This window comes from Streptomyces sp. NPDC001450, from assembly GCF_053597295.1.
Window position 1 is genome coordinate 137494 of record NZ_JBSFHY010000013.1, and the last position, 13667, is coordinate 151160.

The 13667-nt window shown below is 70.7% G+C and carries 13 protein-coding genes and 2 tRNA genes; 10 read left to right on the top strand and 5 right to left on the bottom strand.

Annotation, left to right across the window (positions count from 1 at the left end):
- The first annotated feature begins 13 nt into the window (after positions 1-13).
- Both ACWC5O_RS16945 and ACWC5O_RS16950 read left to right on the top strand, forming a co-directional pair.
- A complete protein-coding gene (locus tag ACWC5O_RS16945; protein ID WP_450580670.1) occupies positions 14-499 on the top strand; it encodes a ribose-5-phosphate isomerase in 486 nt (161 codons plus the stop codon).
- 201 nt (positions 500-700) lie between these two features.
- Positions 701-1510: an Fpg/Nei family DNA glycosylase gene (locus ACWC5O_RS16950; protein WP_450580671.1), complete on the top strand. Its 810-nt coding sequence runs from the start codon at positions 701-703 to the stop codon at positions 1508-1510.
- 10 nt (positions 1511-1520) lie between these two features.
- Here ACWC5O_RS16950 and ACWC5O_RS16955 read toward each other — a convergent pair whose 3' ends face one another.
- A complete protein-coding gene (locus ACWC5O_RS16955; protein ID WP_450580672.1) occupies positions 1521-2762 on the bottom strand; it encodes a GNAT family N-acetyltransferase in 1242 nt (413 codons plus the stop codon).
- A gap of 175 nt (positions 2763-2937) precedes the next feature.
- On the opposite strand from ACWC5O_RS16955, the gene ACWC5O_RS16960 reads away from it, so the two are divergent.
- The 3 genes from ACWC5O_RS16960 (at position 2938) to ACWC5O_RS16970 (ending at position 5650) form a co-directional block, all read left to right on the top strand.
- Complete coding sequence (locus ACWC5O_RS16960; protein WP_450580673.1) at positions 2938-4113, top strand: PP2C family protein-serine/threonine phosphatase; 1176 nt, start codon at positions 2938-2940, stop codon at positions 4111-4113.
- 134 nt (positions 4114-4247) lie between these two features.
- Positions 4248-5006, top strand: coding sequence for an ABC transporter ATP-binding protein (locus ACWC5O_RS16965; protein ID WP_450580674.1), 759 nt, complete (start codon positions 4248-4250; stop codon positions 5004-5006).
- Positions 5007-5191: 185 nt separating this feature from the next.
- Positions 5192-5650 carry an HD domain-containing protein gene (locus ACWC5O_RS16970; RefSeq protein ID WP_450580675.1) on the top strand — a complete coding sequence of 153 codons (459 nt, stop codon included), beginning with the start codon at positions 5192-5194 and terminating at the stop codon, positions 5648-5650.
- A 37-nt stretch (positions 5651-5687) separates the two neighbouring features.
- Here the strand turns inward: ACWC5O_RS16970 and ACWC5O_RS16975 are convergent, their stop codons facing one another.
- A complete protein-coding gene (locus ACWC5O_RS16975) occupies positions 5688-6782 on the bottom strand; it encodes an acyltransferase family protein (protein ID WP_450580676.1) in 1095 nt (364 codons plus the stop codon).
- A gap of 532 nt (positions 6783-7314) precedes the next feature.
- Here ACWC5O_RS16975 and ACWC5O_RS16980 point away from each other — a divergent pair.
- Entirely contained in the window at positions 7315-7509 is a 195-nt protein-coding gene (locus tag ACWC5O_RS16980; protein WP_403948288.1) for a hypothetical protein, read from the top strand.
- A gap of 55 nt (positions 7510-7564) precedes the next feature.
- A complete protein-coding gene (locus ACWC5O_RS16985) occupies positions 7565-9697 on the top strand; it encodes a protein kinase domain-containing protein (RefSeq protein ID WP_450580677.1) in 2133 nt (710 codons plus the stop codon).
- A gap of 333 nt (positions 9698-10030) precedes the next feature.
- Here the strand turns inward: ACWC5O_RS16985 and ACWC5O_RS16990 are convergent, their stop codons facing one another.
- Both ACWC5O_RS16990 and ACWC5O_RS16995 read right to left on the bottom strand, forming a co-directional pair.
- Entirely contained in the window at positions 10031-10318 is a 288-nt protein-coding gene (locus ACWC5O_RS16990; RefSeq protein WP_450580678.1) for a hypothetical protein, read from the bottom strand.
- A 119-nt stretch (positions 10319-10437) separates the two neighbouring features.
- Positions 10438-10647, bottom strand: coding sequence for a hypothetical protein (locus ACWC5O_RS16995; protein WP_450580679.1), 210 nt, complete (start codon positions 10645-10647; stop codon positions 10438-10440).
- A gap of 645 nt (positions 10648-11292) precedes the next feature.
- Between ACWC5O_RS16995 and ACWC5O_RS17000 the strand changes: the two genes are divergently transcribed.
- A complete protein-coding gene (locus ACWC5O_RS17000; RefSeq protein ID WP_450580680.1) occupies positions 11293-11694 on the top strand; it encodes a tyrosine-type recombinase/integrase in 402 nt (133 codons plus the stop codon).
- 69 nt (positions 11695-11763) lie between these two features.
- Here the strand turns inward: ACWC5O_RS17000 and ACWC5O_RS17005 are convergent.
- Positions 11764-11834: transfer RNA gene (locus tag ACWC5O_RS17005), tRNA-Gly, on the bottom strand.
- Positions 11835-11997: 163 nt separating this feature from the next.
- On the opposite strand from ACWC5O_RS17005, the gene ACWC5O_RS17010 reads away from it, so the two are divergent.
- Together ACWC5O_RS17010 and tig are read left to right on the top strand one after the other, a co-directional pair.
- Positions 11998-12074, top strand: a tRNA-Pro gene (locus ACWC5O_RS17010).
- Between the two features lie 178 nt (positions 12075-12252).
- On the top strand, positions 12253-13644 hold the full coding sequence (tig, locus tag ACWC5O_RS17015; RefSeq protein WP_450580681.1) for a trigger factor: 1392 nt from the start codon (positions 12253-12255) through the stop codon (positions 13642-13644).
- Positions 13645-13667 lie beyond the last annotated feature (23 nt).

Here is a 13667-nt window from a genome sequence, read left to right on the forward strand (position 1 = left end):
TCACACTCGTCCCATGCGCGTGTATCTCGGCTCCGACCATGCGGGCTACGAACTCAAGAACCACCTCGTCGAATGGCTCAGGGCGGCGGGGCACGAGCCCGTCGACTGCGGGCCCCTCATCTACGACGCCCAGGACGACTACCCGCCCTTCTGCCTGCGTGCCGCGGAGAAGGCGGCCGCGGACCCCGAGGCTCTCGGCATCGTGATCGGCGGCTCCGGCAACGGGGAGCAGATCGCCGCGAACAAGGTGAAGGGTGTGCGGGCGGCTCTCGCGTGGAGCGAGGAGACGGCGGCGCTGGGGCGGCAGCACAACAACGCGAACGTCGTGGCCGTGGGTGCGCGGATGCACAGCACGGAGGAGGCGACCAAGTTCGTCGAGGTCTTCCTCAACACGCCGTTCTCCGGTGACGAGCGTCACGTCCGCCGCATCGACATGCTGTCGGCGTACGAGACGACGGGCGACCTGCCCCCGATCCCGGCCCACCACCCGCAGCAGTAACCCTGGGGGGCTCCCCCCGGACCCCCCCTTGCCCGCCCTTTTCACCCGCCCGGCTCGGCCGGCTGAAAAGGATGGGCAAGGGGGGATTCGCTGCTCCCGCCCGTCACCCACCCCTCTGCCGGCCGAGACGCGTCTCACCCCTCTGCCGACGGAGACGGGTCGGCGGGTGGGAGACTCACGGCAGGAAAGGACACCTCAGCCGTGCCAGAAGGGCACACCATCCACCGGCTGGCCCAGGACTACGCCGAGCGCTTCCAGGGCACCGCACCACGGGTGACCAGCCCCCAGGGCAAGTTCTCGGACGCGGCCGACCTGCTGAACGGCGCCCTCCTCACCGGCACCGAGGCCCACGGCAAGCACCTCTTCCTCCGGTTCCGCGACACCGACTGGGTCCACATCCACCTCGGCCTCTTCGGCAAGGTCGACTTCGGTCCCGCTCCCGCACCCCCGCCCACCGACACCGTCCGCCTCCGCCTCGCGAACACCACCGCGTACGTCGACCTGCGCGGCCCGACGACCTGCGCCCTCATCACGGACGACGAGAAGCGGGCGATACACGACCGCCTCGGCCCCGACCCGCTGCGCGCGGACGCCGACCCGGGCACGGCGCTCCGGAGGATCTCCCGCAGCCGTACGACGATCGCCGCGCTGTTGATGGACCAGAAGATCATCGCCGGCGTGGGCAACGTCTACCGCGCCGAGGTCCTCTTCCGGCACCGGATCGACCCGTACCGCGCGGGCCGGGACATCACTCCGGCCGAGTGGGACGCCATCTGGGCCGACCTCGTCGCGCTCATGCGCGAGGGCGTGCGCAACAACCGCATCGACACGGTCCGCCCCGAGCACACCCCGGAGGCGATGGGCCGCCCGCCCCGCGTGGACGACCACGGCGGCGAGGTGTACGTCTACCGCCGGGCCACCCTGCCCTGCCACATCTGCGGCACCGGGATCCGCACCGCAGACCTCGCCGCCCGCAACCTCTTCTGGTGCCCGACCTGTCAGAAGCCCTGAACAGGAGCCGTCAGAAGCCGTGCGGCAGCCACGGGACCACCGATGAGGCGAACGCCACCGACGCCTCCGTCAGCGCCCCCTGCCGCAGCTCCCGTACCCGGCCGGCCGCCGCCAGCGACAGCAGGTTCACGCCGCCGAGGTAGGCCGCGCCCAACTCCCTCACGGACAGGGCGAGATCGGCCGCGTCGGTCGTGCGCTCGCAGGACGCACCCTTGGTGTCGCCGGTCAGCCGCCAACGCCCCGCGTTCCAGGGGCAGAAGTCGTCCGCCACCTCGAACACGACGTCCACCGGTGCCTGATAGGTGCGTGCCGCCAGCGCCGTACCGACGTCGACGAGACGGACGTAGCACGAGTCCCGCAGTCGCGGCACGCAGCGCCGGATGTCGGAGACCAGGTACTGCCACGGGTCGTCGACCGGCCGCCCCCGCACGGTCAGGTTCGTCATCAGGTCGATGTCGAACAGGAAACGCCACAGCGCCGCACCGGTCGCCGGGTCCAGCGCGGCGAGGTCCTCCAGTTTCACCGTGCCGTTGTGCCCGGTCGGCCCCCAGCCGAGCTTGGTGCGGAAGCGGGCGTACCCGGTGACCTCGCCGTCCCGCTCGGCGACCACGCACTGCAGCGCGGACGCGCCCTCCCGCTGGCTCTCCGGGTCGAGCAGCCCCGCCCGCTCCCAGCCGGGCCGGCGGGCCAGCATCCCGGGCCGGCGCGGCACCAGCGCCGCGTACACCGCCTCGCACTCGGCGAGGACGTCGGCGGGCGGCGCGTACCGCAGTCGTACGTCTTCGGTACCGGCGGGCAGCGCCAGCCTCACCCGGCTCGTGTCGATCTCGGCGTGCAGCTGGAAGGTGGCGGCTCCGTACCCGAAGCGGCCGTAGATGGCGGGCTCGGAGGCCTGCAGCACCGCGAGCGGCTCGCCCAGGGCGCGCACGTCGTCCAGCTGACGCCGCATCATCGAGGTCAGCACGCCGCGCCGCCGGTGCGTGGCGGCCACGCTCACCATGGTGACGCCCGCGGCGGGCACCAGGGATCCGCCCGGCACGGTCATCCGGAAGCTGAACGCCCCCGCCGTGCCCACCAGCACGTCCCCGTCCCACGCGGCCAGGGAACGGTCGAACTCGGTGAGCGATCTGTCCAGTTCGCGCTCCTCGGGCGACGCCGGACCCGCGCCGAAGGCGCGGAGCAGGTTGTCCCACCACCCGTCCCACTCCTCGGAGCGCAGCACCTTCAACTCGGTCGTACGGTCAGTCGCCATGAGCCATGCCTATCAGGGCATTGCGGGACGAGCCAGCGAATTTCTCCCGGTCGGCGGCGCGATGGCCCTCCGTGCCGTTCACTGTGAAGTTGAACCGCGAAGTTGAGCCTCTCACGGGGGACAAGTGGGACCTCCCGTGCCAACAGGCTTGTCTGATCGATAGGGTCCCGAACTAATGGCAGCAGGACGAGAGCGGCGCGCGAAGGCCGAGACGTTCACGGCCCGGTGGAAGATGCAGTGGCACCGGGTCCGCGTCGGCCTGCGCAGAAGCGCCGTGGACTACTTCCGCGGCGACGGCTCGGACTGGATCGCGCTCGTCGGTCTGCTGCTCACCATCCCCGTCCTCGCGGCCATGACCCTCGCCAACTCGGTGTGGTGCTCCCCGGCCACCCTCGTGCTGCCGATCGTCGCGGGCGGCCTGCTGCTGCGCCCGGCGAGCCTGCTCGGCCTGTACGCGGCCGCGGCCACCGCGCTGATCGTGGAGTCGGTGCGGCTCGGCCCGTACACCGAGGGGCCCTCACGGGTCACCCCCGGTGTGGTCCTGGTGGTCGCCGCGTGCGGCTTCTTCGGGCTGCTGACCGCGCAGTTCCGCAGCCGGGTCGGCGTGCCCTGGCGGCGCGGCGGCACCATGCTCTTCGACCTGCGCGAGCGGATCCGGGTACAGAGCAAGCTGCCGAAGCTGCCGCAGGGCTGGCACCACGAGATGGCGCTGCGCCCGGCGGGCGGCCAGTCCTTCTCGGGCGACTTCGTGGTTGCGGCCCATACGAACAACGGCCGCACCCTGGAGGTCGTGCTCACGGACGTGTCCGGCAAGGGCATGGACGCGGGATCGCGTGCGCTGCTGCTGTCGGGCGCGTTCGGCGGACTGCTGGGCTCCCTCGCCCCGCACGCCTTCCTCCCGGCCGCCAACGGCTACCTGCTCCGCCAGGACTGGGACGAGGGCTTCGCCACCTCCATCCACCTGGTGCTGGACCTGGACTCCGGGGACTACGAGCTGTACTCGGCGGGCCATCCGCCGGGCCTGCAGCTGAGCGCGGGCAGCGGCCGCTGGGAGGAGAAGGCGGCCGAGGGCCCGCTGCTGGGTGTGTACGACGGCGCCCAGTTCGACCCCGTGAAGGGCTCGCTGCGCCCCGGGGACGTGTTGATGCTGTTCACGGACGGACTGGTGGAAACCTCCGACCGCGACATCGTGGAGGGCATCGACCGCCTCACCGGAGAGGCCGACCGCTATGTCGCCGGCGGCTTCCACGGCGCCGCCTGGCACCTCATCGAGGCGGTCGCGAAGGACGTCAACGACGACCGGGCCCTGCTCCTGATCTGCCGCCAGGCAGCGCCGGCGACGGCCCGCTGAGCCAAGCCGAAGGAATGCCGGGGGTGGGGTTTTCCCCCGCCCGGATCCGCCAGCCGTCCACATGGTCCGGCCACCCTCCGTATCCGTACGGTCGAGACACGTCACCGAACGCCCACGACCGGAGGGACCCCCCCATGCCAAGCGACCGGGCCGTAGAACTGCACGGAGTCACGCGCCGCTACGGCCGCGGCGGTTCCGCCGTGCACGCCCTGCGCGGCATCGACCTCGCCCTGCCCTCCGGCACCTTCACCGCGGTGATGGGGCCCTCCGGCTCCGGCAAGTCGACGTTCCTGCAGTGCGCGGCGGGCCTGGACCGCCCCACCACGGGCCGGGTCCTGCTCGGCGGCACGGACATCACGGGCCTGAGCGAGAACAAGCTGACCGCCCTGCGTCGCACCCGCCTCGGCTTCGTCTTCCAGGCCTTCAACCTCCTGCCCTCCCTCACCGTCGAACAGAACATAGTCCTGCCCGTGCGGCTGGCCGGCCACCGTCCCGACCACCGCCGCTCGGCCGAGGTGCTCGCCCAGGTCGGCCTCGCCGACATGGCCCGCCGTCGCCCGAGCGAGCTGTCCGGCGGCCAGCAGCAGCGCGTGGCCGTCGCCCGGGCCCTGGTCGCCCGCCCCGACGTCGTCTTCGCGGACGAGCCCACCGGAGCCCTGGACACCACCACCGCCGCCGAGATCCTCGCCCTGCTCCGCGACGCCGTGGACACCCAGCGCGCCACGATCGTCATGGTCACCCACGACCCGTCGGCCGCGGCCTGGGCCGACCGGGTCCTGTTCCTGGCCGACGGCCAGATTGTCGACCACCTGGACCGAGCCCCCGCAGCCCACATCGCGTCCCGCATGACGACCCTCACCACCCACGCGGCCCACACCCGCCCTGCGGCCTGACGCCCCCGCCCCCTCGCACCGCCACACGCCCCACGAGCCACCGACGGTGAGCCCCTCCACCCCCTCGGCACGGTGCTGGACCGGGCCGGCTGTCCACGGCGCCCTCGCCGGCGGCATCCTGCTGCTCGGGCTGACCGCGGCCACCTCCCGGCCCGGGCGGCGCTGCGCCGGGAGACACTGGTCGAGTGACCGAGACACCACTCACCCTGGCCGAGGTCGAGAGCCTCGCCCGCACCGCGCACGCGGGGCAGACCGACAAGGCGGGACGGCCGTACGCGGAGCACCTCGCGGCCGTCGCCGACGGGGTGCGCGCCAGTGGCGGGGACGCCGAGCAGATCGCGGCGGCCTGGCTGCACGACTCCGTCGAGGACGACGCGCTGAGCGAGGAGTGGCTGACGGCGGCCGCCCTGCCCCCGCGCACCAAGGCCATCGTGCGCGCCGTCACCAAGCGGACGGGGGAGGAGCCGGAGGCGTACGCGCGCCGGATCCTCGCCACGCCGGGCGCGCTGCTGGTGAAGCAGGCCGACCTGGCGCACAACGCCGACCCGGAGCGGCTCGCTGCCCTGGACGAGCCGACGCGGAAACGACTGACCGAGAAGTACGCACGGATGCGCGCACTTCTCGGTCTGGAGCAGCGAGGCTAGACGCTCGAGCAGCGGGGCCAGACGCTCAAGCAGTGGGCTAGACGCCGACCTTCTGGCGCTCGCGCTCCTGCTGCTGGCGCTCGCGAGCCAGTTCGGCCGCGTCCTGCTTGAACGCCCACTCCATCTTCGGCTCCATCGCGAACCGGAACACCCGCTGCGCCGGCCGGGTGCACAGCAGCGTGACGACGGCGGCCGCGACGGCGGTCACCGCGATCTCGCCGAGCGGGCGGTGCAGCCAGGCGTGGTCGAACCAGCCCCGGTAGTCGGCGAGCTTCACCAGGAAGCCGTGCAGCAGATAGCCGTACAGGGTGCCCGCGCCCAGCGCCGTGAACCACATCTGCCGGCGCGGCACCCAGGCGAAGAAGCAGGCCGTCAGCAGCAGCGAGCAGCCGAGCATCGCGAGCACCATCACCGGGCCGCACCACCACGGCGCGCCCAGCTCCTGCGCGGAGTCGCGGTGGTAGAACCACGCGGTGTTCATGCGCGGCACCGCCCACCAGCCGACCGCCAGCGCGACGGCGAAGACGGGTACCGAGGCGATCCGCACCGAGCGGCGGCGCACCAGTTGGAAGTGCTCGGGCTTCATGCACAGGCCGAGTACGAAGTACGGCAGGAACTGCAGGACGCGCTGGAGGTCGAGGTCGTCACCGATGCTCGGCGTGATGCTGGCCAGCATGGCGAGGCCGACGGCCAGCGGCAGCGGCCAGCGCACCAGTTTCCAGATCGGTGTCGTCAGCCGCCAGACGAACAGCGCGACCAGGAACCAGGTCAGGTACCAGGGGTCGAGGAGGCTGATCGGCTCGTGGGAGTCGTCGACGGCGTTCTTGAAGAGCGGGTACGCGGTCTCGAAGAGGACGTACGGCACGGCGACACCGGTGATCAGTCGCTTCAGCCGGTCCGGGCGCATGTCGAAACTGCGCGAGAAGAAGCCGGAGATGATGATGAACGCCGGCATGTGGAAGGTGTACACGACGGTGTACACGGCCTCCAGGATCCGGCTGTCGCCCTTCAGCGGTTCCCAGGCGTGCCCGATCGCGACGAGCACGATCGCCAGGTACTTGGCGTTGTCGAAGAACGCGTCGCGCTGTTTGCCCGGTCTGTCCGCGGGCGGCTGACGCTTCTGCGTACTCATCGGGGTACGCGGACTGGGCACTCCGTCCGCCGGCGACTGTGCCGGGGGGAGCGGCCTGCGGCTGTGGCCGGGGGACGAGGCGGCGTCGAACATCTCAGGCACCCTAGCGTCGACTGTGGGATTTCGTAAAACCCCCGTGGTCATTCCTGGTTATCACCTTCGGGTACCCGCTGATTTACATGACTTGTCTCCCCTGTCCACGTGATGATGGGCACAACCAAGCCCTCTGTTCAGCCTCAATGTACCGATTCATCCCGACTAATTGGGGCATAGTGCGCCCCTGTGTCATCAATTCGAATTCCCTGCGCACATGATGTGTGGGCACCGAAACGAAGCTTCGCAATTCCCTGTGGAGTCCGGCGCGGGCGTCCCGTCGAATTACTGTGCGGGGCGTCGCCCGCCGCGGGTGCTTGTCGAACGTTGCGTCACGAACCGCATACGGCGGCCGGGTTGGTGGCACGATGGTTCTGGCGGGGGTGCGGGGCCGTACCCCCGGGCCGGGAGAGCGGACCGACCGAGGGTGTGATCAGTTGTGGCCATTTCACTGTCTGTGGTGCTGCTGTTGGCGATCATCCTGGTGGTGCTGATCCGAGGCGGGAGCATCAAACCGGGTCCGGCCATCGTCGCCGTCCTCTTCGGTTTCTTCCTCGCCTCCACGGGCATGGCGCCCTCCATCAACCGGTTTCTGAACTCGATAGCGGAGACCATCAACCAGATCAGGTTCTGACCCCGGCGGGGGCCGGCGGAACTGGACAACTGAAACAACGGGGGGATGTGCGGGGATGGCGCTGCGCGACTCGGATCCGCGGGAAGTGGGCGGCTACCGGATCGAGGACCGCCTCGGCAGCGGCGGCATGGGAGTGGTCTACCTGGCCCGCTCCGCCTCCGGCCGCCGGCTCGCCGTGAAGGTCGTCCACGGCCAGTACGCCGACGACGACGAGTTCCGTATCCGCTTCCGCCGCGAGGTGGCCGCCGCCCGTCAGGTCAGCGGCGCCTTCACGGCACCCGTGGTGGACGCGGACGCCGACGCGCCGCGCCCCTGGATGGCCACGCTCTACATCCCCGGCGAGGATCTCGGCACCCACGTCCGCCGCCACGGACCCCTGCCGCCCCACCGCCTGCGCGCGCTCGCCGCCGGCCTCGCCGAGGCCCTGCGCGACATCCACCGCGCCGGCGTGGTCCACCGCGACCTGAAACCGGCCAACGTGATGCTCGCCGACGACGGCCCCCGGGTCATCGACTTCGGCGTCTCCCGCGCGGCCGAGTCGGCCGCCGCCGACGCCCTCACCCAGACCGGGCGAGTGATGGGCACCCCGCCCTTCATGTCCCCCGAGCAGTTCTCCTCCCCGCACGAGGTCGGCCCGGCCGCCGACATCTTCTCCCTCGGCGCGGTCCTGGTGTACGCCGCCACCCGGCACGGCCCCTTCGACAGCGCGAGCCCCTGGGAGACGGCCACGAAGGTCGTCGAGAGCGAGCCCGAACTCGACGGCCTCACCCACGATCTGCTCCCCTTCATCCGGCTCTGCCTGGAAAAGCACCCCAAGTCCCGGCCGACCCCCGACGAGCTCCTGACCCTCCTGCGTGAGGGCCGCCTGCCGGACCCGCGCCCGGAGCCCGAGCCGCAGGAGAGCGCGCCCACCCGCCCGCGCACCCCGCGCCGCAGACTCTGGCCGGCCGTGACCGCGGGCACCCTGGTGCTCGCGGCGGCGGCGTCCGCGGCCGCACTGCGAGTGACCGGGGACGAACACGGCTCGCGCGGCGACCTGCCCCCGGGGTGGCACGCCTGGCAGGCCCGGGAGACCGACAAGGCGACCACTCCCGGCGGGGCGTTCACCTCCTGCGCCGCGCTCGACGGCGGGCTGGTCTGCGCCGGCGACGGTCTCAAGGCCGTCCGTTTCTCGCTGGCCACCGGCAAGGTCGCCTGGAGTCTCCCCGAGGAGGATCACCCCGACCCGAGCACCAGCGGCAGCGGCTACCCCGACAGCGGAGTGATCGGCACGCACGGACACGACGTCTACACGGTCGCCGACCGCAAGGCCCGCTCGGCCGACAACAGCCGCTACGTCTTCCAGGCCGTCGACGCCCGCACCGGAAAGGTCCGCTGGAACAAGCCCCTCGGCGAGGCGAAGCCCACCGCGGTGGAGGGCACGGTGACGGTCACCGACGACGGACCCGTCGTCACCTACGGCAAGGACGGCAGGACGTACTCCCTGCTGGACACCGCCCGCGGCACGCCCCGCTGGAAGCGCACCATGCCCGCGAACGACACCTGCGGGCTGCGCAGCGCGAACGGGAACGGCTACCTCGTGTGCGTCGACGGCAACAGCACGCACACCACGATCACCCGGATCGACCCCACCCACGGCACGGCCCGCTGGACCGCCAAGGTGGCCGGCCCCCTCACCCTGGCCGGCCAGACCGGCGGCCGCCTGGTCCTCATCACCTCCCCGGACTCCCCCGTGGGCCCGGAGGAGTCCGCGATTCCCCCCTACCGCCGCATCACCCTCCTGAACCTCGCCGACCGCTCACCACACGTCGTCCCACTGGACCGATCCGTGCCCTGGGCCGCCACACCCACCATGGCCGACGGCACCCTCTACTTCGTTCTCGAAAGCGGCGAGGTCCGCGCCGTCGCCCCGACCACCGGCCGCACCCTCTGGAAAACCCCCTCTTCCGTCGAACGCCCCGGCGCCCCCGTCGTCTCCGACACCTACGTCCTCCTCGCCTCCCCGGGCGGCCGCCTCGCCGCCCTGGACCGCCGCACCGGCAAGGAGACCCACAGCGTCCCCGGCCGCGGCACCGGCCTGGAACCCTTCACCGGCTACGCCGGCGCACCCCCGGTCCTCCAGGGAGACGCCGTCTACGTCGCCTACGGCACCCGTTCGGTGTACAGCGTGAACATCAGGGCCCTGTGACAGGTGGTGGTCGTGGACGCTGTGCAGCGGCGCCGCCGGCCGAAGGGGCACGCGGCGGACACGCAGGGTTGAGAGGCCCCGGGGACGACTGAAGGCCCCGGCAGAGGAAAACCACCTCTCACCTGGGCCTTCGGCCTTCGGAGCGGGCGACGGGAATCGAACCCGCGCACGCCCCTACGGACCCGCGCCCGCCAACGGCGCCTGCTCCATCCCGGTGCCGGCCGATCCCCCGCCGGAGGCATCGCTCCGACCGGGGCCACTCTCTGCGGTGATCGACTCGGCCACCGGCCCTATCCACATGTCTTGTCTCGGTTGATGCTTGACGTTGTGGCTTCACCTGATGCTTGACACCGCTTGCCTCGGCTGGTCGGGATAGCCGTGATCAGTCCGGTGTCTCCAGAGGCTGTCGTATGCGTCGCCCAGGTCCGGCAGGTGGTCCATCGGGTTGCCTCCGCCGAGGCGCAGCAACCACCGCAGGAGCGCAGCCATCGACAGAGCGACGATGGGCATCTCGCCCACCAGGCCGAAGCTGTCCCATGCCGTGAGATAGCAGCGCCCTACGCGTTGCGGGTGCAGATCGATATCCACCAGCTGGCCGCTTGTGGCATCCGGCGACTCCATCAACTGAGACTCGGCAGACCTTAGGGTGCCCGACGGATCGGCGCAGTCCCTGCGACTCTCCTGACTACGCTCGCATGGGAGCGCCCCGCGGCGCGTGGCTGCGGGGCGCCTTGTGGGGTTTAGTCGATCTTCTCCCCGTCGTACATACCGCCCTTGCAGGTGTTGTCCGTCAGATCGGCCGTTCCGCCGCCCTGCTTGCACTGAGAAGGGGTGACGTAGGATGGGGCACCCTGTGCGGTGGCGGCGGTGGCGGTGGCGGCGCCTGTGAGGCCGAGTCCAGCGAGGGCTGCCGTGGCGATGACGGCGGCGAGGATTCGTCGAATGTGCATTCGATTTCCCTTTCACGGATTGCCTCGGTTGGGGCACTAGTCAGCTTGATCTTCACCCATGTGGGTGGCACGTCATGTTGCGCCATTCGGGTGACAGCGCTGCCGGGGGCGGGGTGGGTCCGAACGAAGCGCGAGGCGGATGACTGGCTCGCCGACATGCAGACAGAGCTGCGGCAGGGCGACTGGCGGGACCCGGACGCGGCCAACGTGCCGTTCGGGAAGTACGCGGTGGGCCTGGGTGAATGAGCGTCCGCTGGCAGTCAGCACGGCCGAGCTGTACGCGATCCTCGTGCGGGTGCACCTGGCGCCCGCCTTCGGGCGTCTGGCCATCGCCGGCATCACCCCGGCCGCGGTCCGTACCTGGCGCCGTGCACGCCTGGACGCGGGCACCGGACCGACCACGGTCGCCAAGGCCTACTCCCTGCTCCGCACGATCATGGGCACGGCCGTAGAGGACGGCCTGATCCGCCGCAACCCGTGCCAGATCAAGAACGGCGGCACGGTGAACATCCCGGAGCGGCCCACGGCCACGGTCTCGGACGTCTTCGCCATCGCGGATGCCTCGCAGCCTCGCTACCGTGCCCTGGTCCTGACAGCGGGAAGCACATCTACAAGGCGCCGAAGAGTGAGGCGGGCAAGCGGTCCGTGGCCATCCCGCGTTCGATCCTGCCGGTCGTTGTCACCCATGTGGAGCAGTTCGTCGAGCCTGGCGCGGACGGCCGGGTCTTCGTCGGCGCGAAAGGCGCCACGCCTCGCCGGAACCACTTCAACGGGTTGTGGCACAGGGTGTGCAAGGAGGCGGGGATCGAGGGGCTCCGATTCCATGACCTCCGGCACACGGGCAACACCCTGGCGTCCCAGACCAACGCCGGCACGCGCGAGCTGATGACCCGGCTCGGTCATAGCTCGACCCGGGCGGCGCCGATCTATCAGCACACCTCGGAGAGCCGTGATCGGGAGATCGCCGACGGCGTGGACGCCGTGATCGTGGACGCTGTGCAGTGGCGCCGCCGGCCGAAGGGGCACGCGGCGGACACGCAGGGTTGAGAGGCCCCGGGGACGACTGAAGGCCCCGGCAGAGGAAAACCACCTCTCACCTGGGCCTTCAGCCTTCGGAGCGGGCGACGGGAATCGAACCCGCGTAGCTAGTTTGGAAGACTAGGGCTCTACCATTGAGCTACGCCCGCAACAGCGCGCCGCAGGTCGGCGACCGCGGCACTGCTGAGCATCGTAGCGGGTCGCCCGCCACGGAGGCCAACGTGTTTGGACTGCGGCGATGCCACGCGAGCCGTAGCCGGCAAAGGGGCCGACGGATCCGGCCCGGGCATGTACCCTACGTGTCGCACCAGACGGGGTGTGGCGCAGCTTGGTAGCGCGTCCGCTTTGGGAGCGGAAGGCCGTGGGTTCAAATCCCGCCACCCCGACCACCGGCTCACGTCACCGTGTGATCGCCTTTTGGGGCGCTGAGCGGCTGCGGTTACTATGCAAGCTGCGCGCCCGTGTGTCCCGGCCCACTCGGCCTACGAACTCCTCCGGGCGGCGAAATCCGCCGGACCAGTCTGGCTCCGGCAGAAACCAAGAAGTCAGCCACAAGGAGACCGAACCGTGAAGAGCGCCGTGGAGACCCTGAACCCGACCCGGGTTCGGCTCACTGTCGAGGTGCCCTTCGAGGAGCTCAAGGACAGCCTCGACGCGGCGTACAAGAAGATCAACCAGCAGGTCACGGTGAAGGGCTTCCGCAAGGGCAAGATCCCGGCCCGCGTCATCGACCAGCGGTTCGGCCGCGGTGCGGTGCTGGAGGAGGCCGTCAACGACGCGCTCCCGAAGTTCTACACCGAGGCGGTCAACGAGGCCGAACTGAGCCCGCTGGGCCAGCCCGAGGTCGACATCACCGAGCTGAAGGACGGCGAGACGCTGAACTTCACCGCCGAGGTCGACGTCCGCCCGGCCCTCGAGATCCCGGACTACTCCGGCATCGAGGTCGAGGTCGACGCCGTCGAGGTCACCGACGAGGACATCGAGAAGTCGGTCGAGCAGCTCCGCGAGCGCTTCGCCTCCACCTCCCCGGTCGAGCGCGCCGCCGAGGACGGCGACGTCGTCACCATCGACCTGGAGGCCAAGGTCGACGGCGAGGTCCTCGAGGACGGCATCGCCAACGGTGTCTCCTACACCATCGGCTCCGGCGAGCTGCTGGACGGCATCGACGACGCCGTGAAGGGCCTGGAGGCCGGTGGCGAGTCCACCTTCACCTCCGAGCTCAAGGGCGGCTCCGCCGCGGGCAAGGAGGCCGAGGTCACCGTCAAGGTCACCCAGGTCGCCGCCCGCGAACTGCCCGAGCTGGACGACGAGTTCGCGCAGCTCGCCTCCGAGTTCGACACCCTGGACGAGCTGAAGGCCGACAGCCGCAAGCGCCTGGCCAACATGAAGCAGTTCGACCAGGCCACCCAGGCCCAGGAGCGCGTCCTGGAGAAGCTCCTCGAGCTGGTCGAGGTCCCGGTCCCCGAGAAGCTGCTCGAGGACGAGATCAACACCCGCAAGCACAACCTGGAGCACCACCAGCTCGGCCAGATGGGCCTCACCCTCGAGAAGTACCTGGAGATCCAGGGCAAGACCGTCGAGGAGTTCGAGACCGAGACCCGCGAGGCCGCGGTCAAGGGCATCAAGACCCAGTTCGTCCTCGACGAGCTGGTCAAGAAGGAGAACCTCAACGTCAACCAGGAGGAGCTCACCGAGCACCTCATGCGGCGTGCGGCCTCCTCCGGCATGTCCCCCGACCAGTTCGCCCAGGCCGTCGTCGAGGGTGGCCAGGTGCCGCTCCTGGTCGGCGAGGTCGCCCGCGGCAAGGCTCTGGCCGTCGTGGTCGAGGCCGCCACGGTGAAGGACACCAACGGCGAGGTCGTCGACCTGGACGACGAGGACGAGACCGAGTCCGCCATCGAGACGGTCGAGGCCGCCGAGGGCACCGAGGACGCCGCCGAGGAGAAGACCGAGGGCTGAGCCCCACGGCGTCTCTGACAGGC